This window comes from Shigella flexneri 2a str. 301 (assembly GCF_000006925.2).
GTDB lineage: Bacteria > Pseudomonadota > Gammaproteobacteria > Enterobacterales > Enterobacteriaceae > ECMA0423.
The window spans coordinates 3,791,628-3,814,063 of the sequence record NC_004337.2 but is presented as its reverse complement, the minus strand read 5'-3'; the positions used below and the strand labels follow the sequence as shown (position 1 = coordinate 3,814,063).

Here is a 22,436-nt window from a genome sequence, read left to right as displayed (position 1 = left end):
GTTAAATGTGAGACATGTCGCACTTTGTGCCATGTGTCCTCGCTGATTTTAGGCGCGGTTCATTCATTCTTTCTGTTGGCATAAAGTATGGTATCGGTTGGGCGAATGAAAGGGACTCGGGTCATGGTCAGACAATACCTGAGGCGTTAATTCGTTGAAAGAGATTGTGAATGGGGGAATAACTGAGTCTTAACTGCTGTGCGATAGCCCGGACAGATAGTTGCTCGTCGAATCTGAGACGTAATGATTCTGGCAAATAAGTGCGAAAGCCGGTGATATCTAGTGTTGTTTGAGAGTTCATCGTTCGCGTCCATTAATACAGATGGACGCGATTGTTGCCAGACAGGATAATTTTCACAAGACATCGCAGATAGAGTACTTACGATAATTTTTTATTTTATACAACAGATGCCCACGAAAAGAATTATTTTCAATAGACACCTGCATTACACAAAGTTGAACCGCCCCGGGAATCCTGGAGACTAAACTTCCTGAGAAAGAGGTAAACAGGATGACTAAAAATACTCGTTTTTCCCCCGAAGTCCGTCAACGGGCAGTCCGTATGGTTCTGGAAAGTCAGGGCGAATATGACTCACAATGGGCGACAATTTGTTCCATTGCTCCAAAGATTGGCTGTACGCCGGAGACTCTGCGTGTCTGGGTTCGCCAGCATGAGCGGGATACCGGGGGCGGTGATGGAGGGCTCACCACCGCTGAACGTCAGCGTCTGAAAGAGCCGGAGCGTGAAAATCGTGAACTGCGCCGCAGTAACGATATCCTTCGCCAGGCTTCCGCTTATTTTGCGAAGGCGGAGTTCGACCGCCTCTGGAAAAAATGATGCCACTGCTGGATAAGCTGCGTGAGCAGTACGGGGTCGGACCGCTATGCAGCGAACTGCATATTGCCCCGTCAACGTATTACCACTGTCAGCAACAGCGACATCATCCGGATAAACGCAGTGCCCGTGCGCAGCGCGATGACTGGCAGAAGAAAGAGATACAGCGCGTATACGATGAAAATCACAAGGTATACGGTGTAAAGTCTGGCGTCAGTTGTTACGGGAAGGTATCAGAGTGGCCAGATGCACTGTGGCACGTCTCATGGCGGTTATGGGACTTGCCGGTGTTCTCCGGGGTAAAAAGGTCCGTACGACCATCAGCCGGAAAGCCGTTGCCGCAGGCGACCGCGTAAACCGTCAGTTCGTGGCAGAACGACCTGACCAGCTGTGGGTGGCTGATTTTACTTACGTCAGCACATGGCGGGGCTTCGTCTATGTGGCGTTCATCATTGATGTGTTTGCCGGATACATCGTGGGGTGGCGGGTCTCATCGTCCATGGAAACGACATTCGTGCTGGATGCACTGGAGCAGGCGTTATGGGCCCGTCGACCGTCCGGCACGGTCCATCACAGTGATAAAGGTTCTCAGTATGTATCGCTGGTCTACACACAGCGGCTTAAGGAAGCCGGATTACTGGCATCAACAGGAAGTACAGGCGACTCGTATGACAACGCGATGGCGGAGAGCATCAATGGTCTTTACAAAGCGGAGGTAATACACCGTAAGAGCTGGAAAAACCGTGCAGAAGTGGAACTGGCCACACTAACGTGGGTGGACTGGTATAACAATCGACGATTGCTGGAAAGGCTGGGCCACATCCCTCCGGCAGAAGCAGAAAAAGCTTATTATGCTTCCATCGGAAACGATGATCTGGCAGCCTGAGTTCACAGATAAAACACTCTCCAGGAAAACCGGGGCGGTTCAAGTAGATACATACGCAGTCAGAGTACACTTACTTTTTATTATTTCCTGCAATGGCGATTACGGCTATTGACAGTAATGAAGTTATTAGTGAACCAAGACCTAAAGTAGTTCCGGGACCAACACCGTTGTCGCTTACGGTTACTGACAGGAAACTGATTGTACCAGCGCTTATTGTTTGAGTAAAACCTGTAATAGATGCGGCAAATCCTGTTTTTGAACCATTTATTTGTAATGCGATAAAATTGGCTATTGGGTAATAAAAACCATAGGTTGGATAATTTTTCAATCTTTGATAATTGATTTCCGATTATGAAAAATAAAACTGAGAAGGAGAAAATAATTGAGTAACTAAAAGTACTCAGGCCATAAGTATGCATGAAAATTGATGGTGATATTGATATGTAGCAAAATAGAGAACTGAGTATTAATGAGACAAGTATAGTGCCGCAGATAAACTCTTTGGTCACAAAGGATGCACTGTTTTGACATATTACTTTCTCATTTGCATGAGTTATCTTTGGTGATAATAACATTATTATAATACTGAACAGCATCATAACAAGAAATATAACATTCCAGTTATAATATTCAATAATCAATGCGCGAGGTGCTACTAATGGTATTACTGCGCTTACAGATGATATATCAGAAAGCGCCCGTTTTAGTTTTAATGGAGGGTGATCTTACCCACCAATAGTGGACACAGGACTAAGTGAGTAAACTCTCAACCAGAGGTGACTCATGACAAAACCAGTATCAATCAGCAAGAAGCCCCGTAAACAACATACGCCTGAATTTCGTAACGAAGCCCTGAAACTCGCTGAACGCATCGGTGTGGCCGCCGCAGCCCGTGAACTCAGCCTGTATGAATCTCAGCTTTATGCCTGGCGCAGTAAACAGCAGCAACAAATGAGTTCGTCAGAGCGCGAAAGCGAACTGGCCGCTGAAAATGTCCGCCTTAAACGACAACTGGCGGAGCAGGCTGAGGAACTGTCCATCCTCCAAAAGGCCGCGACATACTTCGCGAAGCGCCTGAAATGAAGTATGTCTTTATCGAAAATCATCGGGCAGAGTTCAGCATCAAAGCGATGTGTCGTGTACTTCGGGTTGCCCGCAGCGGCTGGTATGTCTGGCTCAGGCGTCGTCACCAGATGAGCCTGCGCCAACAGTTTCGGCTCACCTGCGATGCCGCTGTCCATAAGGCATTCTTTGAGGCAAAGCAGCGATACGGTGCTCCCCGCCTTGCTGACGAACTGCCGGAGTTCAATATTAAAACCATTGCCGCCAGCCTGCGTCGTCAGGGGCTGCGGGCGAAAGCCAGCCGGAAGTTCAGCCCGGTCAGCTACCGTGCACATGGCCTGCCCGTATTGGAGAATCTGCTGGAGCAGGACTTCAGCGCCAGTGGCCCGAAACCAGAAGTGGGCGGGTGACATCACGTACTTGCGTACCGATGAGGGCTGGTTGTATCTCGCAGTAGTCATCGACCTGTGGTCACGCGCCGTCATTGGCTGGTCGATGTCACCGCGAATGACAGCACAACTGGCCTGTGATGCACTGCAAATGGCGTTGTGGCGGAGAAGACGCCCGGAAAGCGTCATTGTTCATACGGACCGTGGTGGTCAATACTGTTCAGGGGATTATCAGGCAATGCTGAAGCGACACAACCTGCGTGGCAGTATGAGTGCGAAAGGCTACTGTTATGACAATGCCTGTGTGGAAAGCTTCTTTCATTCGCTGAAGGTGGAATGTATCCACGGGGAACGCTTTAGCAGCCGGGAAATAATGCGGGCAACGGTGTTTAATTATATCGAGTGTGATTACAATCGCTGGCGTCGTCACAGTGCCTGTGGCGGTCTCAGCCCGGAACAATTTGAAAACCATAATCTCGCTTAGGGCCGTGTCCACATTACGTGGGTAGGATCAGTATGGGTCGTCTTGTATTTGTCATACTGCCCAATCTCACCAATCGAAAATGCTCCTTTTGGCAAAGGTTCAAGCAGGTCTCTGGGAATGGAGGTCGCTGGCGTCGGATATAAAAAACCCTCACGGCTTAGCAAGGCTGGCGTCACTATCGGTGTAACAATATCAGGCGTGCCTGCGGAACGGTCCTTACCATGCTGCAGTAACCGGAAATAAACTTTTGGGCGTAAGATGACATTGACAGTTTCGACATCGTCTTTTTCTCCCTTAAAAAATTTATTGACAATCGCTTCGTCAAGACGTCCCGCCGCTATCCCATGCCAGTGAGTGAAATTTTGGGCGTCTTTCCGTTCAAAACAGCCCTTTCCTGACTCAGCATCTGCAAGCGAGTTGCGCCAGTATGAGGCAAACCTTAAAGCATTTTCATCCATTACCAGTCCTGTGACTCAATGAAATCCATTGATTTATCGAATATAAAACCACCGTATGGACAACTATTGTCCATATTAAAAAAGTTGGATGCAATGTTTTGTTTATAATTCGATATCAAATGTACTGGTTGTACGAGGTTCAGAACACAAGCACATTCAACAGTACGTCAGGACTATTGATTTCATAACAGCGAATACAATTTTTTACTGTTTATAATGGCTGCCTGTGTTGGACGGGGATACCAGTTCAACCGAAAACGCCAGAGGAGGGGATTACCCGCTGGCAGGGTAAATCTGTGGTTTTTGATGCCAGCTATAACGTGTTTGACGATAAAGTATTACGAAAGAACTTTAATGAGTTCATGGAGTAATTCGTTAAAGTAATTTACAACGCTATCCTTTTGCAAAGGAAACTTTCAGAAAATAACCCCAGGGTAATCACCTGGGGAAGGAACACAGTGTTATTATTGGATAATAAATTATTACTTGTTTTAAAGTTACACTAATGCAATATCTACTGATACTGGATGCTTGAATGTTTCATCCCTGCTGCGGAAAAGGGCAATATCCAGGGCCAGATATATTCACCGTTCATATTTCTGCATTTCTGTACAATTTCCTCAGAAAGTGTCTTGTCAATTCTTTTCCACAGGTGCTCCTGCTGTCTTAAAATACTTTCGCATATTTCGAAATCATCTTCCTGAATCAGCATTTCGGCGCATTTAATGATTTCTGATCGTTCATGCAGCACGGAGGAATGGTTATAGAGCCAGTTTACAAACAGCAATGCTTCCGGATATTGTCCCCATAATGGTGAGTATGTTGCATAGTAATCTTCTGCCGTATCCAGAGAGCCGGAGAAGTCATGCCACACAGCAAGTGGAAATGGATGCAGATTTCCGCACAGCATTTCTGCGATGTAAGTGTTTGTGGCAAAGCCATGGCGAAAAGCTGTGGCGGCCTTAACATGTTCCCCGTTCAGAAAATGCAGGAGACCGAGTTCATACCAGTAAGGTGAAAATTCATCAGCATGCTCTTTCAGTACACTGAAGGCTCGCTCATGATCGCCGGTGCGTAACAGCTCTGAACCCAACAACCAGCGAGCCCCCTGATTATCTTCAGGATTGTATGCCAGTATTTTATCAGTGAGCATAACCGCATCCTGATGGCGCTGTAAGTGCACATTTGCGAGAATTGCTGCATAAAGCGCGCGCAGATAAGGCCGGTTTTCGGGATGCATCCAGATTATTTCACCACAGAAACTTTCCGGGATGATACGATTACCTGCCGCCAGTCCTTTAAGAGCGGCGTTCAGTGCCTTACGCGGGGCATTCTGTTCCAGAAATGCATATGCCAGATGAGCGTGTATATCAATAAAGTCCGGCTCCCGTTGAGCAAGGCGTCGGAGTTTGTTGATGTAACTCGTCTCGCTGATTTCATCAGCGTCGTATGCATCAAGCACTTCTTCAAACTCCCCCAGCAATGGGCCAAACCAGGTATCCGGAAATACGAAATAACCCTTGTTATCGTGCACTTCAAAGCATAATCTATCGTTCATTTTCTGAGCCTGTAAAACATGTGGTGATATAGTCTGAGAGCATAAAAGTTGAGATTCTGTGTATCAAGTCCTGTCTTGGCACCGAATGAATATTGCTTACGAAGCCCCTTCATGCTTTCCTTGAGAACAATAATTTTATCTTTATGTGAATCTCATTTTTTATAATGATGTCAGATGATTGAAATGCTAAATTATATCTGAATCAACTATTCCTTTGCTAAAGGTATCGAAATAACTGCAAGGCTGTATTTTGTAATTGCCAATTTAAAAATGTCAATTTGTTTTTAATTATGTTTTTGTAATAAGTTTGAAGACGCAAAAAAATAATATAATAACAAAAATCCTCCAGCCTTGTAGGCCAGAGGATAAAATACTTAATTGAGGAAAACATCAGGGAAAAGTATTTCTGACTTAACTTTCCCGGCTGGAGAGTGAATCAATGTAATCAGCGTACCATTGCATCATTTCACGGCGGCCATCGAGATACAGGGCATGATTATAGGTACCCCTGATGGAATTTTTATCCACATGAGCTAACTGCATTTCAATCCAGGCGGAATTAAAGCCTTGTTCATGCAGAATTGTACTCATGGTGTGTCTGAAACCGTGCCCTGTGAGTCTTCCCTTATATCCAAGTAATTCAATTACTTGGTTAATGCTTTCCTTACTAATTGGTTTGCGGGGATCATTTCTACCGATAAAGACTAGGGGATGATGTTTTGAGATTGGTTCAAGCTGCTTAAATAGCATAATGACCTGCTCAGAGAGCGGCACAATATGAGGTCGCTTCATCTTCATTACTTCTGCCGGGATCTCCCACAATTTTGTCTCAAAATCGATATCTTCCCAGCGTGCAAAACGCAGTTCTTGTGTTCGTACGCCGGTTAACATAATGATCTGAGTAGCTGTCTTAGTGATTATACTTCCGGTATAACCCGCCAGATCGTTGAGGAAGTGGGGAAGTTCATTAGCAGTAAGAAAGGGAAAATGTACTTTTTTCGGTGTAGCTAAAGCACTGGCAAGATCGGGGGCTGGGTTATAGTCTGCCCGGCCAGTAACAATTGCATAGCGGAACACCTCACCACAGCGCTGGCGGACCTTGCGCATTTTCTCCAGAGCTCCACGTTTTTCCATTTTACGCAGTGCTTCCAGTAACTTCATTGGTTTGATTTCGGCAATAGGGCGCTTGCCAATGTAGGGAAAAATGTCTTTTTCAAAGGTATCAATGATTTCATCACGATAGCGTAATGACCACCGATCAGCTTTTAACTGGTGCCATTCGCGAGCAATAGCCTCGAACGTATTTTTCAGACTCATTTGCTGCGCGATTTTTTCTTCCTTTTTTGCCTCCCCTGGATCGCCTCCAGCAGCGAGGAGTTTCCTGGCTTCACTGCGTTTCTCGCGAGCATCGGCTAGCGTTACATCGGGGTATACGCCAATAGAAAGCATCTTTTCTTTACCAGCAAAGCGGTACTTCATGCGCCAGTATTTAGAACCATTAGTGTTAATCAGTAGATACATACCGCCGCCATCAGCAAGCTTATAGGGTTTGTCTTTGGGTTTTGCGGTTTTCACTTTGATATCGTTAATGCCATGACATCCTCCGGCTTTTGATGAATTCATGTTCCTGAGGGGGATTTCTGCCAGTAACTAACCTGATACCCCCAATACACCCCTTGTATAACAAAGATATTGTTAAAAGCCGTTGTTATGTATCACATTTTTCCTATTATGGGGGTGCTTGTATTTCAATAGGAAATAACACCCCCTAAAGTACCCCCAAAAGAAACTTGATACGGGGTGAAGTAGGTTGACCTCAGGATACAAATAAATACTGATATACAAGGGATTAGAAGAGATTTATTGACATTGGGAGAGTTCAGAAGAGGTAAACTGGCGGAAGATCACAGGAGTCGAACCTGCCCGGGACCGCTGGCGGCCCCAACTGGATTTGAAGTCCAGCCGCCTCACCGGAGACGACGATCTTCCGCGCCTCGATTGCTACATGGAGGCGGGGCGCATTATAGCTACTTCCTTGAGTTTCTACATCCCCCAGATCAGTTTTTTCCGCCTAATAAACGCAGCGTATTATCACGAAAGCATTATAATTTATATAAAACCCATATTTTACAATGATATATGAGCGGAATTAACGCTACCACGATCACATAAAACAAGAATCATAAATTAATAACCAGATATCGGAATATTCGCTCTCACAGGGATGGTTTACAAAATGCGTTATCGGTCTCAGCACCCCTATAGCATCAAGGAAAAGCAGATGAGGAGTGAAGTGTTGTCCGTTAAAGAGAAAATTGGTTATGGCATGGGAGACGCCGCCAGCCACATTATTTTCGATAACGTAATGTTATATATGATGTTCTTTTATACCGATATTTTTGGCATTCCTGCCGGATTTGTCGGAACCATGTTTTTGGTCGCTCGTGCACTGGATGCGATTTCCGATCCTTGCATGGGGTTGTTGGCCGATCGAACGCGCTCTCGCTGGGGTAAATTTCGTCCGTGGGTACTGTTTGGCGCACTGCCATTCGGGATCGTCTGTGTACTGGCCTATAGCACGCCAGATCTCAGTATGAACGGCAAAATGATCTATGCAGCAATTACTTACACCCTAACTTACCTTACTTTATACCGTCGTCAATATCCCTTACTGCGCATTGGGTGGTGTAATCACCAATGACCCGACTCAGCGTATCTCGCTGCAATCCTGGCGTTTTGTGCTGGCGACCGCGGGAGGCATGCTTTCTACTGTTCTGATGATGCCACTGGTTAATTTAATTGGCGGTGATAATAAACCACTCGGTTTCCAGGGCGGTATCGTGGTCCTTTCCGTGGTGGCATTCATGATGCTGGCATTTTGTTTCTTCACCACTAAAGAACGCGTTGAAGCACCACCTACAACAACGTCTATGCGGGAAGATTTACGTGATATCTGGCAAAACGACCAGTGGCGGATTGTCGGTTTACTAACCATTTTCAATATCCTGGCGGTGTGCGTACGCGGTGGGGCGATGATGTATTACGTCACATGGATTTTGGGCACGCCGGAAGTGTTTGTCGCTTTTCTCACCACTTATTGCGTGGGTAACCTGATTGGTTCCGCACTGGCAAAACCTCTGACCGACTGGAAATGTAAAGTCACTATCTTCTGGTGGACGAACGCCCTGCTGGCAGTGATTAGCCTCGCGATGTTCTTTGTTCCCATGCAGGCCAGCATCACTATGTTTGTCTTCATCTTCGTGATTGGTGTGTTGCATCAACTGGTGACACCTATCCAGTGGGTAATGATGTTCGATACCGTCGACTACGGCGAGTGGTGCAATGGTAAACGCCTGACCGGGATCAGTTTTGCTGGCACGCTGTTTGTGCTCAAACTGGGGTTGGCCTTCGGCGGCGCTCTTATCGGCTGGATGCTGGCTTATGGCGGATATGATGCGGCAGAAAAAGCGCAGAACAGCGCCACGATTAGCATCATTATTGCGCTATTCACGATTGTTCCGGCGATCTGTTATTTGCTGAGCGCGATTATCGCTAAACGCTACTACTCACTCACGACGCACAATCTGAAAACCGTTATGGAACAGCTGGCTCAGGGTAAACGCCGTTGCCAGCAACAATTCACCTCTCAAGAAGTGCAGAACTAAGGAACGGCAATGAAAATTAGCGATGGAAACTGGTTGATTCAACCTGGCCTCAATTTGATTCACCCGCTTCAGGTATTCGAGGTTGAACAGCAGGATAATGAAATGGTGGTCTATGCTGCCCCCCGTGATGTGCGTGAACGTACCTGGCAGCTTGATACGCCTTTATTTACGCTGCGCTTTTTCTCCCCACAGGAAGGTATTGTCGGTGTGCGGATTGAGCATTTTCAGGGGGCGCTGAATAACGGTCCTCATTATCCGCTCAATATTTTGCAGGACGTGAAGGTCACAATCGAAAACACAGAACGTTATGCTGAGTTTAAAAGTGGCAACTTAAGCGCGCGTGTCAGCAAAGGTGAGTTCTGGTCACTGGATTTTCTGCGCAACGGCGAACGTATTACCGGTAGTCAGGTGAAAAATAATGGCTACGTGCAGGACACGAATAATCAACGCAATTATATGTTTGAGCGGCTTGATCTTGGCGTTGGCGAAACAGTTTACGGTCTGGGAGAGCGCTTTACTGCCCTGGTGCGCAATGGCCAGACGGTAGAGACCTGGAACCGGGACGGCGGCACAAGTACTGAACAGGCGTATAAAAATATCCCGTTCTACATGACTAACCGTGGTTATGGGGTACTGGTCAATCATCCCCAGTGTGTCTCTTTTGAAGTGGGATCGGAGAAAGTCTCCAAAGTGCAGTTCAGCGTTGAGAGTGAATATCTCGAATACTTTGTTATCGACGGCCCGACGCCGAAAGCGGTACTTGATCGTTATACCCGCTTTACTGGTCGTCCGGCGCTGCCGCCCCCGTGGTCCTTCGGCCTGTGGCTAACCACTTCATTTACCACCAACTACGACGAAGCGACGGTAAACAGCTTTATCGATGGTATGGCGGAACGCAATCTGCCGCTGCATGTTTTCCACTTTGACTGTTTCTGGATGAAAGCCTTCCAGTGGTGCGATTTTGAGTGGGACCCGCTGACTTTCCCTGACCCGGAAGGGATGATCCGCCGCCTGAAAGCGAAAGGGCTGAAAATCTGCGTCTGGATTAACCCCTATATCGGTCAAAAATCCCCCGTCTTTAAAGAGTTACAAGAGAAAGGCTATTTACTCAAACGCCCGGACGGTTCGCTATGGCAGTGGGATAAATGGCAGCCAGGTCTGGCGATTTATGACTTTACCAATCCGGATGCCTGCAAATGGTACGCCGACAAACTGAAAGGTCTGGTCGCGATGGGCGTTGATTGCTTTAAGACCGACTTTGGCGAACGTATCCCAATTGATGTTCAGTGGTTTGACGGTTCCGATTCGCAGAAAATGCATAACCATTATGCGTACATCTACAACGAACTGGTGTGGAACGTGCTCAAGGACACCGTTGGTGAGGAAGAAGCTGTCTTGTTTGCCCGCTCGGCCTCCGTCGGTGCGCAGAAATTCCCGGTACACTGGGGTGGCGATTGTTACGCTAACTACGAATCAATGGCGGAAAGCCTGCGCGGTGGTTTGTCTATTGGCCTTTCAGGTTTTGGCTTCTGGAGCCACGATATCGGCGGCTTTGAAAATACCGCTCCGGCGCACGTTTACAAACGCTGGTGCGCGTTTGGTTTGCTCTCCAGCCATAGCCGTTTACACGGTAGCAAATCTTATCGTGTGCCGTGGGCCTACGATGATGAGTCCTGTGATGTGGTGCGCTTCTTCACGCAACTGAAATGCCGCATGATGCCGTATCTGTATCGTGAAGCTGCGCGTGCGAACGCGCGGGGTACGCCGATGATGCGGGCCATGATGATGGAGTTCCCGGACGATCCGGCTTGTGATTACCTTGACCGTCAATACATGTTAGGCGACAACGTGATGGTTGCGCCGGTGTTCACTGAAGCGGGCGATGTGCAGTTCTACCTGCCGGAAGGTCGCTGGACACACCTGTGGCACAACGATGAACTCGACGGTAGTCGCTGGCATAAACAGCAGCACGGCTTCCTGAGTCTGCCCGTTTATGTGCGTGATAACACTCTACTGGCGCTGGGCAACAACGATCAACGTCCCGATTACGTGTGGCACGAAGGCACGGCATTCCACCTCTTTAATCTGCAAGACGGGCATGAAGCCGTCTGTGAAGTGCCTGCTGCTGACGGATCGGTGATCTTTACTTTAAAAGCAGCACGTACTGGCAACACGATTACTGTGACTGGTGCGGGCGAGGCGAAGAACTGGACGCTGTGCTTGCGCAATGTTGTGAAAGTAAATGGTCTGCAAGGCGGTTCGCAGGCTGAAAGTGAGCAGGGGCTGGTGGTGACGCCTCAAGGGAATGCGCTGACAATTACGTTGTAATCTATTGACGGAATGCCGGGTACGTCTGAGTCGTACCCGGCGAGATTGATGTTTACCGCACCGGCTCCGTCGATGTAACTTCACCGCTGGAAACGACGCCCGCATTCATGGTTTGAGTCACTTGCTGCTTTGCGGCGTTCACGGCATGCAATTGCCCGCTAACCGTAGGTTTCAGCGGGGCATTGGCCTGAATATCTCCACTGGCGGTAAGCTGAATATTGCCGTCGCCAGTCAACGGTAATTCAGGCCATCCCCATTGTTGCAAAATATTCACCGGCACACCGCGTCCATTCAGGCTGATATGGGTCTGACGTTGTGGCGTTTGTGAAACACTTGCGGTGGCTTCCAGAATGCCTTTTTCAGTAAATGCACTCAGTTCGCTGATATTCACCGTGCTGCTGTTGGCGGTCAGCGCCAGCGACGGGCGACGAACATCAACACGATTGAATGTCGCGGCGGCGGCATTCAGATTCGCCGAGCCACTCCAGACGCCCCATTTATGATCGGTAACCAGCGTCAGGTTGGCACCGTAACCATCGAGCGCGGTGAGCTGCCACGGGAAGTCAGGGTCGATATCAATGATCAGATTGCGGCTGGCGCTAAATCTCTTCAGTTGCAGGCTGTTTAACCAACCGGGTGTCGTTTCCATCCACAACTGTTGCCAGTTTTTCGGCAAGGTATATTCCAGCCCGGCAATTGCCGCATCATCAAGGATCAACGTTTTACCGTCACGCAGCCAGTTCCCTGACGTTCTGACCATACCCCCTTCCCAGCGGCTGGTGAACTGGCGCAGCGCTACGCCCTGCGGGGAAAATTCCGCGTTTATAATCGGGTCAAATAAATGCAGCGAACCATAAATGAACTCGCTGGCGTTCATCGACAGTTTGCCTTCCTGTGTCTGCCAGTCATCTTTACTGAAGGTCATGTTGCGCAAGCTGAGATCGAGGTCGGTCACCGCCCAGTCCGGACCTTGCAGACGAGCATCGATGACTTCCAAGCGACCAATCTGCAACGACGGGACAGAGCGTAATGGCGCAAAGAAGTCGGTTAGCGATTTTTCGCTTTGTAGACGGATATCCGCCATGCGCAGATTTTCCACTTGCCAGCTGCCGTCGGCGTTACGCTGCGCGTTTCCGGTTAATGTCCCGCGGGCGATGTCGGCACCCAGGTTAGTCAGCGTAACGCGATCGTTATCAATACTGCCTTCAATCAGTACATTGGTGGCAGGAACATCATTGAGCGAAAGCGATCCGGCACTAAACTGAATCTGCGCCTTCGTACCCAGCACTTTACCGGCTTCTGGTGACCACGGAACCACGCCGCCATTTACCCGCTGCGCGCTCAGTTTCCATTCGCTATTCGGGCTATTAAACGCCATATCACGCAGTTGCAGACGATCGGCTTTGAACGGTAGCGGCGCGGTCTGGTCGGTGAGATTCAGCGTCCCGTTTTCCAGCAGGATGGTATCGACATGGCGTGGTTCGGTCAGTTGGCGACTGCTTAGCGCAATGTCGACACTTTTTGCCACCAGGGGCGCGGGCTGACCATCACGACCAAACGTGACATTCTCCAGCACGATATGAGATGGCGCGGAAAAACGGTGATCCATCGCCCCGAAGGCCAGATGATAGTCGCTATTCTCGGAAACCCATGCGCTGATATGTTCTGCTCCCCAGCGGGTTTGCAGAAGAAAATAGAGGCCAGCGATCACCACTAACAGAGCGATGAGAATGTAGAGAAGCAGCTTCCCAATAAATTTCATGGTCTTCCATCCCGTGAAATGCACATAAGGGAGTTATGCACGATTTACGCGCAATCCTCAAGGCGGGAATGGTGAAAGAGGTGAGACTGCGGCGGTAATTATCTTACCGCCGCCAGTGAATTACTGTTTTTCTGGTGGGAAAATCAGATTCAGCACGATGGCAGTAATACCGCCCGCGGCGATCCCGGAGGAGAGCAGGTTTTTCAGCCATTCAGGGGCAAACTGCAAAATCAGCGGCTGCTGAGACACGCCCAGACCAACCGCCAGCGACAGCGCGATAATCAGAATCGCCCGACGGTTCAGCGGCTCACGAGAAACGATACGCACACCGGAGGCGGCGATGGTGCCAAACATTACAAGCGTTGCGCCGCCCAGAACCGGTTCTGGAATGTGTTGTACAAAACCGCTCACTGCCGGGAACAGACCCAGCACGATCAACATCAGCGCGACGACAAAACCGACATAGCGGCTGGCAACACCAGTCAACTGGATCACTCCGTTGTTTTGCCCGAAGCAGGAGTTCGGGAAGGTGTTAAACACCGCCGAAACAAACGAGTTCAGGCCGTTTGCCAGCACGCCGCCTTTCAGGCGTTTCATGTACAGCGGACCGGACACTGGCTGTTCGGAAACGTCAGAGGTCGCCGTGATATCGCCAATGGTTTCCAGCGAAGTGATCATAAAGACCAGCATCAGCGGCAGCAGCAGACTCCATTCAATGCCAAGACCGTAATAGAGCGGCGTTGGCACCATAATCAGTTCTTGCGTCATCGGTTCGTTGCTTTCTGGCAACATGCCCATAAACCACGCCAGCGCATATCCGGCCGCCATCGCAATTACCAGTGAGGCCACGCGTAAGTAAGGGTTACGTTGACGGTTAAGCAGGATAATTAAGGCTAAAACCACGCCTGCCAGCAGCAGATTTTTCGGTGCGCCGAAGGTGTTATCGCTCATGGCTGCGTAACCGCCGCCAATGGAGGTCAGCCCCACCTGAATTAGCGACAGGCCGATAATCATCACCACAACGCCAGAAACCAGCGGCGTAATAATGCGGCGCGCCAGATGCAGAACGCGGGAGATCACCATCTCGGTGCAACTTGCCAGCATCAACGTGCCGAACAAAGCCGCCATCATGGTAGGAACATCAGCACCACCGGTTTTCAGCGCGGTACCGCCCATAATCAGCGGGGCAACAAAGTTGAAGCTGGTGCCCTGAATAGACAACAGCCCGGAGCCAACCGGACCCCAGGCCTTAATTTGAATAATCGATGCCACACCGGAGGCAAACAGCGACATACTAATAATGTGTTGCGTGTCTTGTGCCGGTAAACCCAGCGCCTGGCAGATTAATAGCGCTGGCGTGATCACCGCAACGAACATCGCCAGCAGATGCTGACAGGCGGCAAACAGGGTTTGAGGAAGCGGCGGACGATCTTCAAGACGGTAAATCAGTTCGCTGTTTTGAGTCTGAGCAACCGGTTGCGCATTTTCTGACTCGAGGGTGGAAACAGACATCGAAAACAATCCCGTGGTAGCAAAGCGGGCATTTTAGCTGACCGAAAGAGAAAAGCAAACGTTTGCCACATCCTCATCTAAATATTTAAATGAGATAAATGCACTTTTTTATATAACTTTTGGTATTTTTCTGCTTAAAATCCATGCCATTTGTTCATTAACAGCTGAGAATTTGACCCAGGAAAGCATAACTCGATACCCGTCATAGTTCATGAAGTTGCCACTGCGCGATGAAGTATGACGAGTATGAAAGAGTGATGCGGATACAAAGGAGTAACTATGTTTCATCTCGATACTTTAGCAACGCTTGTTGCCGCAACGCTGACGTTGCTGCTCGGGCGTAAGTTGGTCCATTCCGTCTCCTTTTTGAAGAAATACACCATACCGGAACCTGTTGCGGGTGGTTTGTTGGTGGCGCTGGCGCTACTAGTACTGAAAAAAAGCATGGGCTGGGAAGTCAACTTTGATATGTCCCTGCGCGATCCGTTAATGCTGGCTTTCTTCGCCACCATTGGCCTGAACGCCAACATTGCCAGTTTGCGTGCCGGTGGGCGTGTGGTTGGCATCTTCTTGATTGTGGTTGTTGGTCTGTTGGTGATGCAAAATGCCATTGGCATTGGTATGGCTAGCCTGTTAGGGCTTGATCCGCTGATGGGGCTGTTGGCCGGTTCTATTACGCTTTCCGGCGGTCACGGTACGGGCGCTGCGTGGAGTAAATTGTTCATTGAACGTTATGGCTTCACCAATGCGACGGAAGTGGCGATGGCCTGTGCAACGTTCGGTCTGGTGCTGGGCGGCTTGATTGGCGGTCCGGTGGCGCGCTATCTGGTGAAACACTCCACCACGCCGAACGGTATTCCGGATGACCAGGAAGTCCCGACGGCGTTTGAAAAGCCGGATGTGGGACGCATGATCACCTCGTTGGTGCTGATTGAAACTATCGCGCTGATTGCTATCTGCCTGACGGTGGGGAAAATTGTTGCGCAACTTTTGGCTGGCACTGCTTTTGAACTGCCGACCTTCGTCTGTGTACTGTTTGTTGGCGTGATTCTGAGCAACGGTCTGTCAATAATGGGCTTTTACCGCGTCTTTGAGCGTGCGGTATCCGTGCTGGGTAACGTAAGCTTGTCGTTGTTCCTGGCGATGGCGTTGATGGGGCTGAAACTGTGGGAGCTGGCTTCGCTGGCGCTGCCGATGCTGGCGATTCTGGTGGTACAGACCATCTTCATGGCGTTGTATGCCATCTTCGTTACCTGGCGCATGATGGGCAAAAACTACGATGCGGCAGTGCTGGCTGCGGGTCACTGTGGTTTTGGCCTCGGTGCAACGCCAACGGCAATCGCCAACATGCAGGCGATCACTGAACGCTTTGGCCCGTCGCACATGGCGTTTTTGGTGGTGCCGATGGTCGGTGCGTTCTTTATCGATATCGTCAATGCGCTGGTGATTAAGCTGTATTTAATGTTGCCGATTTTTGCCGGTTAACCGATGAAGCGGCGGTCTTCTCACCGCCGCCTTTTACGCATTCGAGTAACGTTCTGTCTCCGGCATCCAGCGTTCTATCAAGGCTTTTGCCTGTTGTGGGTAACGTTCGTGAATATGTCGCGCCAGGCGCTGAACTTCCGGGATCATCGCCTGATCGCGCAGTAAATCCGCCACTTTAAATTCAGCATTACCCGTCTGACGCGTGCCTAACAATTCGCCAGGGCCGCGAATCTCCAGATCTTTTTGCGCAATCACAAAACCGTCGTTACTGTCGCGCAGCACTTGCAGGCGAATTTGCGCCGTTTTAGAAAGCGGCGTTTTGTAGAGCAGCACGCAGTGAGAAGCCACCGCGCCACGACCTACGCGCCCGCGCAGCTGGTGTAACTGCGCCAGACCCAGACGCTCAGGGTTTTCGATAATCATCAGGCTGGCGTTAGGCACATCAACACCGACTTCAATAACGGTAGTGGCAACCAGCAGATGTAGCTCACCTTGTTTAAACGACGCCATCACCGCCTGTTTCTCGGCTGGTTTCATCCGCCCGTGTACCAGGCCAACATTCAATTCTGGTAGCGCCAGTTTCAACTCTTCCCAGGTAGCTTCCGCCGCCTGCGCTTCCAGTAACTCTGACTCTTCAATCAACGTACAAACCCAGTACGCCTGACGACCTTCAGTTATGCAGGCGTGGCGCACGCGGTCAATGATGTCGGTACGGCGGGTATCAGGAATAGCGACCGTAGTCACTGGCGTGCGGCCTGGCGGCAGCTCATCTATCACCGAGGTATCGAGATCGGCATACGCCGTCATTGCCAGCGTGCGGGGGATCGGCGTGGCGGTCATGATCAACTGATGCGGATGGAAGCCCTGCTGCTGGCCTTTCTCCCACAATGCCAGACGCTGATGCACGCCAAAACGATGCTGTTCGTCGATAATCACCAGCGCCAGGCCGTTAAACTGCACCTGTTCCTGGAAGATGGCGTGTGTACCGACAATCATCTGCACCTGACCGCTGGCGATGGCTTCCTGCTGAGACAGTCGCGCTTTGCCTTTCTGCTTACCGGCGAGCCAGCCCACTTCGATACCGAGCGGTGCAAACCAGTTGCGGAAGTTATTGGCGTGCTGCTCGGCGAGTAATTCGGTTGGTGCCATCAGTGCCACCTGTTTGCCGTGGGCAATCGCACGCAGCGCGGCGAGGGCGGCGACCAGCGTTTTACCGGAACCTACATCGCCCTGTACCAGGCGCATCATCGGCACATCCAGCGCCATATCATGCTCGATCTCCGCCACTACGCGTGCCTGTGCGCCCGTTGGCTTGAACGGTAAGGCGGCGAGGAGTTTATTTTTCAGCGTGTCATTGGCGCTCAGCGGCTGGGCATGAAAACGCTGTGCTCCGGCACGTAAGGCTAACATGCTGAGGTTGTGCGCCAGCAGTTCTTCCAGAATCAGACGACGTTGCGCCGGATGCTGCCCGGTTTCCAGATCGCTAAGCTGTAGCGTCGGTGGCGGGCGGTGCAAAGTGCGCAACGCTTCCGGTAGCGTCATCATTCCTTGTGACAGTTCCGGCGGCAGGAGTTCTTCAATGGCGCAGGTGTCGAGCAGATCCAGCGCCTGGTCGGTTAATTTACGCAGCGTGGCCTGCTTTACGCCTTCCGTTGTTGGATAAACCGGCGTGAGCGTTTCCTGTAATTCTGGCGTGCTGAGATCGCCCTGCACGCGGTATTCCGGGTGGATCATCTCCGCACCATATTTACCGCGCTTTGCTTCGCCATAAGCCAGTACACGGCGGCCCGTCGCCAGGCTATTTTTCATTGCCGCGCTGAAATTGAAAAAGCGCATGGTGAGGATGCCGGAACCGTCGCTGATCTGGCAGGTCATCATCCGCCGACCGCCGAAGGAGATATTGCAGTTCAGCACTTCGCCTTCCACCGTGGCATAAACGCCCGGCAGTAGTTCTCCGATGGGGTAGAGATGGGTGCGATCTTCGTAGCGCAGGGGAAGGTGTAAGAGTAGATCCTGCACGGTATGCAGGTTGATTTTCGCCAGTTTGTTACTAAGTGCTGCGCCAACGCCCGTTAGGGAACTGAGTGGGACAGCATCTAACAGGCGACCTTTCATGGCACTTACCCTGCAGCCTGCATAGTAGCCCACCAGTCGGCATCAGCTTCGATCTCGCCTTGCTGATTGACGTGGGGATAAGGCAGGCCTTTGCGTTTTGCGACTTTCGCCAGCACCGGATAGCCGCCTTCAAACAACAGGCGTTGTTGCTCTGCTTCCGGCAACATGCTGTTTTCACGCAGGTACATGCCTGCATTTTGCCGCTGACGCTGGGCTTCGTAAAGAATGAGGGCTGAGGCAACGGAAACATTCAGCGACTGCACCATGCCGATCATCGGAATGATGATGTCCTGATCCGCCAGGGCCAATGCTTCCTGCGTGATGCCCGTTTTCTCCTGTCCCATCAAAATGCAGGTCGGGCGAGTGTAATCAATTTCGCGGAAATCGACAGCATTATCAGAAAGATGGGTTGCCAGAATCTGCATGCCCTGGCCTTTGAGATGAGCGACGGCATCGCCAATGGTGCGGTGTGTTTTCACCTGTACCCAGCTGTTACTACCCGCCGCTGCCGAAGCCATGGTGCGCATGCGGCTACCAGGCCAGACGGCGTGAACTTCATGTACGCCAACGGCATCTGCGGTACGAATAATCGCAGAAACGTTATGAGGTTTGTGGACCTGCTCCATGCAGACGGTCAGATCAGGCTGCCGCCTGGCGAGCATTTCGCAGATGCGTGCATAACGTGTTGGGTTCATAAAACATTAATTTCGGTTTCGGGTGACTTTAATCACGTCTGGCATCACGCGGATTTTGCGCATGATATTCGCCAGATGCACACGGTCACGAGCGGTCAGACGAATAAAGGCGCTGTAGACGCGACCATCTTTCTCTTCCGTATTCAAACTTTGAATATTCGAAGTCGTGGTGTTAATTGCCGCCGTCAGGTTTGCCAGCGCGCCCTGATGATTGAACATCTCCACCTTGATTTCGGTGATGAACTCCTGCGCCGTCTCTTTATCCCATTCCACAGCCATAAACTTCTCTGGCTCTTTCTGGTAGCCACGGATATTACGGCAGGATTCATGGTGGATCACCAGACCTTTACCGGGGCTGACGTGGGCGATAATCGGGTCGCCAGGAATAGGGCGGCAGCATTTCGCAAAGGTGATCAGTACGCCATCGGCACCTTTAATGGGCAGATGTCCGTGGCTTTGGGTTGCCGGTGGAATGGAGGCGTCCCCATGTTGCAGATTTTTCGCGACCACCACGCTCATTGCGTTACCAAGTCCGATTTCTGCCAGCAGATCGTCAAGCGTTGCCAGCTTCATGCGATCCAGCTCGCGCTGAATATTTTCCTGCGGGATTTCATTCAGCTTACGGCTACCACCCAAAGCATGGTTGAGCAGACGACGGCCCAGGCTTACAGAATCATCACGCTTGAGGTTTTTCAGCAACTGACGAATTTTGGCGCGCGCTTTTGAGCTAACGACAAAGTTCAGCCACGCGGCATTCGGGCGAGCGCCCGGTGCGGTAATGATTTCAACGGTTTGACCGCTGGTAAGCGGCTGCGACAGCGGGTAAGGCTGGCGGTCAACGCGTGCGCCCACGCAGGCATGACCGATATCGGTATGCACTGCATAAGCGAAGTCGACGGGCGTTGCACCGGCAGGCAGCTCGACAATTCGCCCTTCCGGTGTGAAAACGTAAATCTCATCCGGGAAGAGATCGGATTTAACGCTCTCGATAAATTCAAACGAACTACCGGCGCTCTGTTGCAGCTCCAGCAGGCTTTGCATCCAGCGCTGGGCGCGGATTTGCGCGGTGGTGCTGGTTTCGCCGTGCTCTTTATAAGCCCAGTGCGCGGCAACACCCATCTCCGCCATCTGATCCATATCTTCGGTACGGATCTGGACCTCAACCGGCACACCGTGCGGGCCGATCATCGAGGTGTGCAAAGACTGATAGCCGTTCGCTTTTGGAATGGCGATGTAGTCTTTCACGCGACCCGGACGCGGCTTGTACAGGCTATGCATTTGCCCGAGCACGCGATAACAGGTGTCGGAATCATTGACGATCACGCGGAAAGCGTAGATGTCCATGATTGAGTGAAAACGCTGCTCTTTGAGCACCATTTTGCAGTAAATCGAATAAAGATGCTTCTCGCGACCACTGACGCGGCAGGGAATTCCCGCTTCCTGCAAACGCCCTTCGATTTCCGAGAGGATTTTTTGGATCATCTCTTTACGGTTGCCGCGCGCGGCTTTCACCACTTCTTTGATTACGCGATAACGGTTGGGATACAGCGCCTCAAAACCCAGCTCTTCGAGTTCGGTTTTAATGTGGTGGATACCTAAACGGTGCGCCAGCGGGCTGTAAATTTCGAGAGTTTCACGGGCGATGCGGCGACGTTTGTCCGGGCGAAGTGAGCCCAGCGTGCGCATGTTGTGGGTACGGTCGGCAAGTTTGATGAGGATGACGCGGATATCCTGCACCATCGCCATAATCATCTTGCGAAAGTTTTCGGCCTGCGCCTCTTTCTTATCGCGGAACTTGAGTTTATCAAGTTTCGACACCCCCTCTACCAGCTCGGCGACGCTTTTACCAAAAAGCTGTTCCATATCCTGGTAGGTGGCGGGAGTATCTTCAATCACGTCATGCAGCAGCGCCGCCATCAGCGTTTCATAGTCGAGTTTCATCTCGGCCAGAATGCAGGCAACCGCTACCGGGTGCGTGATATAGGGTTCACCGCTTGAACGTGTTTGCCCCTCGTGAGCATCACGTGCAACGAGATACGCCTGCCGCAGACGCTTGATTTGGTCTTCCGGCAGGTAGGTTTGAATCAGTTGATTCAGGCTTTCAAACAGATACAAGGGCGACCCGCTTTGTGATTAACGACGACCTTCAGCAATAGCGGTAACGGCTTGTAATTCAGCGGCTTCCAGCTCTTGCTGTTCCTGGCGTTCGCGAACGTCGAGGATCTGGTTGTTGATCAGACCTTCTTCGATTTCGCGCAGCGCGATTACAGTGGTTTTATCGTTTTCTTCCGGTACCAGCGGATCCTTTCCGCCTACCTGCATCTGACGAGCGCGACGCGCGGCGACCAGTACCAGGTCAAAACGGTTACCAATTTTCTCTACAGCGTCCTGAACAGTTACGCGTGCCATACTTAAAAAGCTCCACAGGTGAAGAAATGACTGGGCATGATACTGAAATCAGGTTCAGTCTGCCAACAATTTGCTGATTAAAGCGTCATGACGCTGCTTTTGGCGGCTCATGCGCAGACGTTCGGCGCGAATAATGGTCTTCAAATCGGTCAACGCGGTATCGAAGTCATCATTCACAATCAGATAATCATATTCGGCGTAATGGCTCATTTCTGCAACAGCTTGCGCCATACGCTTTGCAATGACCTCTTCGCTGTCCTGACCGCGACCGCGTAGACGGCGGTCCAGTTCAATTTTGGACGGCGGTAAAATAAAGATACTCCGCGCGTGCGGCATCTTCTGGCGAATTTGCTGCGCGCCCTGCCAGTCGATATCGAGAAAAACATCGACACCGGTCGCCAGTACTTGCTCAATGGCCTCACGCGAAGTGCCATAGTAATTACCAAAAACTTCTGCGTGTTCGAGGAACGCATCTCTGCTAATCATTTCTTTAAATTCATCATGATTAACAAAGAAATAATGTTCACCGTGGACTTCACCAGGACGCGGTTGGCGTGTGGTGTGTGAAACAGAAACCTGGGTGTCATACAACGGTTGGGTTTTTAATAAAGCCTGAATCAGGCTGGATTTACCCGCGCCACTGGGGGCAGAAACAATATAAAGCGTGCCTTGAGCCATGAGTATCTTTCGTATGTGATTAGCGAAATAAAGCCTACATACGAGCTTATTATACACGGCGCGGCCATGTGACGTAGCCCTTGCTCACACTTTTTGCGCAAAGTTGTTGCGTTTT

At 50.5% G+C, this 22,436-nt stretch carries 14 protein-coding genes, 1 tRNA gene, 3 pseudogenes and 6 other annotated features (1 of these 24 only partly in view); of the genes and pseudogenes, 7 read left to right on the top strand and 11 right to left on the bottom strand.

Annotated features, from left to right (window positions below; genetic code table 11):
• Positions 1–7,459, bottom strand: a sequence feature (SHI-2); it reaches 22,282 nt to the left of the window's first position.
• Positions 458–1,763 (top strand) — a mobile genetic element. (Overlaps the previous feature by 1,306 nt.)
• From SF3706 to SF3701, 4 genes and pseudogenes are all read left to right on the top strand, one after another.
• A complete protein-coding gene (locus tag SF3706) occupies positions 512–838 on the top strand; it encodes an insertion sequence element IS629 protein (RefSeq protein NP_709445.1) in 327 nt (108 codons plus the stop codon). (Overlaps the previous feature by 327 nt.)
• Positions 838–1,721: pseudogene (locus tag SF3705) on the top strand. Before SF3706 ends, SF3705 begins: the two are co-directional and overlap by 1 nt.
• Positions 2,442–2,665 (top strand) — a mobile genetic element (partial).
• Positions 2,505–2,804, top strand: a complete 300-nt coding sequence (locus SF3703) for a hypothetical protein (protein ID NP_709442.1) — start codon at positions 2,505–2,507, stop codon at positions 2,802–2,804. (Overlaps the previous feature by 161 nt.)
• Positions 2,760–2,890 (top strand) — a mobile genetic element (partial). Its footprint overlaps the gene before it by 45 nt.
• Positions 2,801–3,656, top strand: a pseudogene (locus SF3701). Its footprint overlaps the feature before it by 90 nt. Before SF3703 ends, SF3701 begins: the two are co-directional and overlap by 4 nt.
• Positions 3,050–3,686, top strand: a mobile genetic element (partial). It overlaps the preceding pseudogene by 607 nt.
• Here SF3701 and shiB read toward each other — a convergent pair.
• The 4 genes from shiB to SF4518 all read right to left on the bottom strand — a co-directional run bounded on the left by shiB (position 3,653) and on the right by SF4518 (position 7,661).
• Positions 3,653–4,114, bottom strand: a complete 462-nt coding sequence (shiB, locus tag SF3700; protein ID NP_709439.1) for a hypothetical protein — start codon at positions 4,112–4,114, stop codon at positions 3,653–3,655. (Overlaps the previous feature by 34 nt.) The pseudogene SF3701 and the gene shiB sit on opposite strands and share 4 nt — an antisense overlap.
• Positions 4,629–5,672 (bottom strand): hypothetical protein, encoded by a 1,044-nt coding sequence (gene shiA / locus SF3699; protein NP_709438.1) that lies wholly within the window; start codon positions 5,670–5,672, stop codon positions 4,629–4,631.
• Positions 6,084–7,295, bottom strand: coding sequence for an integrase (locus tag SF3698; protein ID NP_709437.1), 1,212 nt, complete (start codon positions 7,293–7,295; stop codon positions 6,084–6,086).
• A 111-nt stretch (positions 7,460–7,570) precedes the next feature.
• Positions 7,571–7,661, bottom strand: a tRNA-Sec gene (locus SF4518).
• 235 nt (positions 7,662–7,896) lie between these two features.
• Positions 7,897–9,337: a sequence feature (Similar to Escherichia coli K12 permease gi: 2367257 (480 aa). BLAST with identity of 99% in 480 aa. This CDS contains an in-frame stop codon. The sequence has been checked and is believed to be correct.), on the top strand.
• Here SF4518 and yicJ point away from each other — a divergent pair.
• Positions 7,897–9,337, top strand: a pseudogene (gene yicJ / locus SF3697). It overlaps the preceding feature by 1,441 nt.
• A 9-nt stretch (positions 9,338–9,346) precedes the next feature.
• Complete coding sequence (yicI, locus tag SF3696; protein NP_709436.1) at positions 9,347–11,665, top strand: alpha-glucosidase; 2,319 nt, start codon at positions 9,347–9,349, stop codon at positions 11,663–11,665.
• Between the two features lie 52 nt (positions 11,666–11,717).
• On the opposite strand, the gene yicH is transcribed toward yicI, so the two are convergent.
• Positions 11,718–13,427, bottom strand: a complete 1,710-nt coding sequence (gene yicH, locus SF3695; RefSeq protein NP_709435.2) for a hypothetical protein — start codon at positions 13,425–13,427, stop codon at positions 11,718–11,720.
• 120 nt (positions 13,428–13,547) lie between these two features.
• Positions 13,548–14,939 (bottom strand): transporter, encoded by a 1,392-nt coding sequence (gene yicE / locus SF3694; RefSeq protein NP_709434.2) that lies wholly within the window; start codon positions 14,937–14,939, stop codon positions 13,548–13,550.
• Positions 14,940–15,218: 279 nt separating this feature from the next.
• Here yicE and gltS point away from each other — a divergent pair, with 279 nt between their 5' ends.
• Complete coding sequence (gltS, locus tag SF3693) at positions 15,219–16,424, top strand: glutamate transport protein (protein ID NP_709433.1); 1,206 nt, start codon at positions 15,219–15,221, stop codon at positions 16,422–16,424.
• A gap of 33 nt (positions 16,425–16,457) precedes the next feature.
• Here gltS and recG read toward each other — a convergent pair whose 3' ends face one another.
• The 5 genes from recG to gmk are packed head-to-tail and all read right to left on the bottom strand — an operon-like array spanning position 16,458 to position 22,321.
• On the bottom strand, positions 16,458–18,539 hold the full coding sequence (recG, locus tag SF3692) for an ATP-dependent DNA helicase RecG (protein ID NP_709432.2): 2,082 nt from the start codon (positions 18,537–18,539) through the stop codon (positions 16,458–16,460).
• 5 nt (positions 18,540–18,544) lie between these two features.
• Positions 18,545–19,234 carry a tRNA guanosine-2'-O-methyltransferase gene (spoU, locus tag SF3691; protein NP_709431.1) on the bottom strand — a complete coding sequence of 230 codons (690 nt, stop codon included), beginning with the start codon at positions 19,232–19,234 and terminating at the stop codon, positions 18,545–18,547.
• A gap of 6 nt (positions 19,235–19,240) precedes the next feature.
• Positions 19,241–21,349, bottom strand: a complete 2,109-nt coding sequence (gene spoT / locus SF3690; protein ID NP_709430.1) for a bifunctional (p)ppGpp synthetase II/ guanosine-3',5'-bis pyrophosphate 3'-pyrophosphohydrolase — start codon at positions 21,347–21,349, stop codon at positions 19,241–19,243.
• An 18-nt stretch (positions 21,350–21,367) separates the two neighbouring features.
• Complete coding sequence (gene rpoZ / locus SF3689; protein NP_709429.1) at positions 21,368–21,643, bottom strand: DNA-directed RNA polymerase subunit omega; 276 nt, start codon at positions 21,641–21,643, stop codon at positions 21,368–21,370.
• Positions 21,644–21,697: 54 nt separating this feature from the next.
• Positions 21,698–22,321, bottom strand: coding sequence for a guanylate kinase (gene gmk, locus SF3688; protein ID NP_709428.2), 624 nt, complete (start codon positions 22,319–22,321; stop codon positions 21,698–21,700).
• Positions 22,322–22,436: the final 115 nt, after the last annotated feature.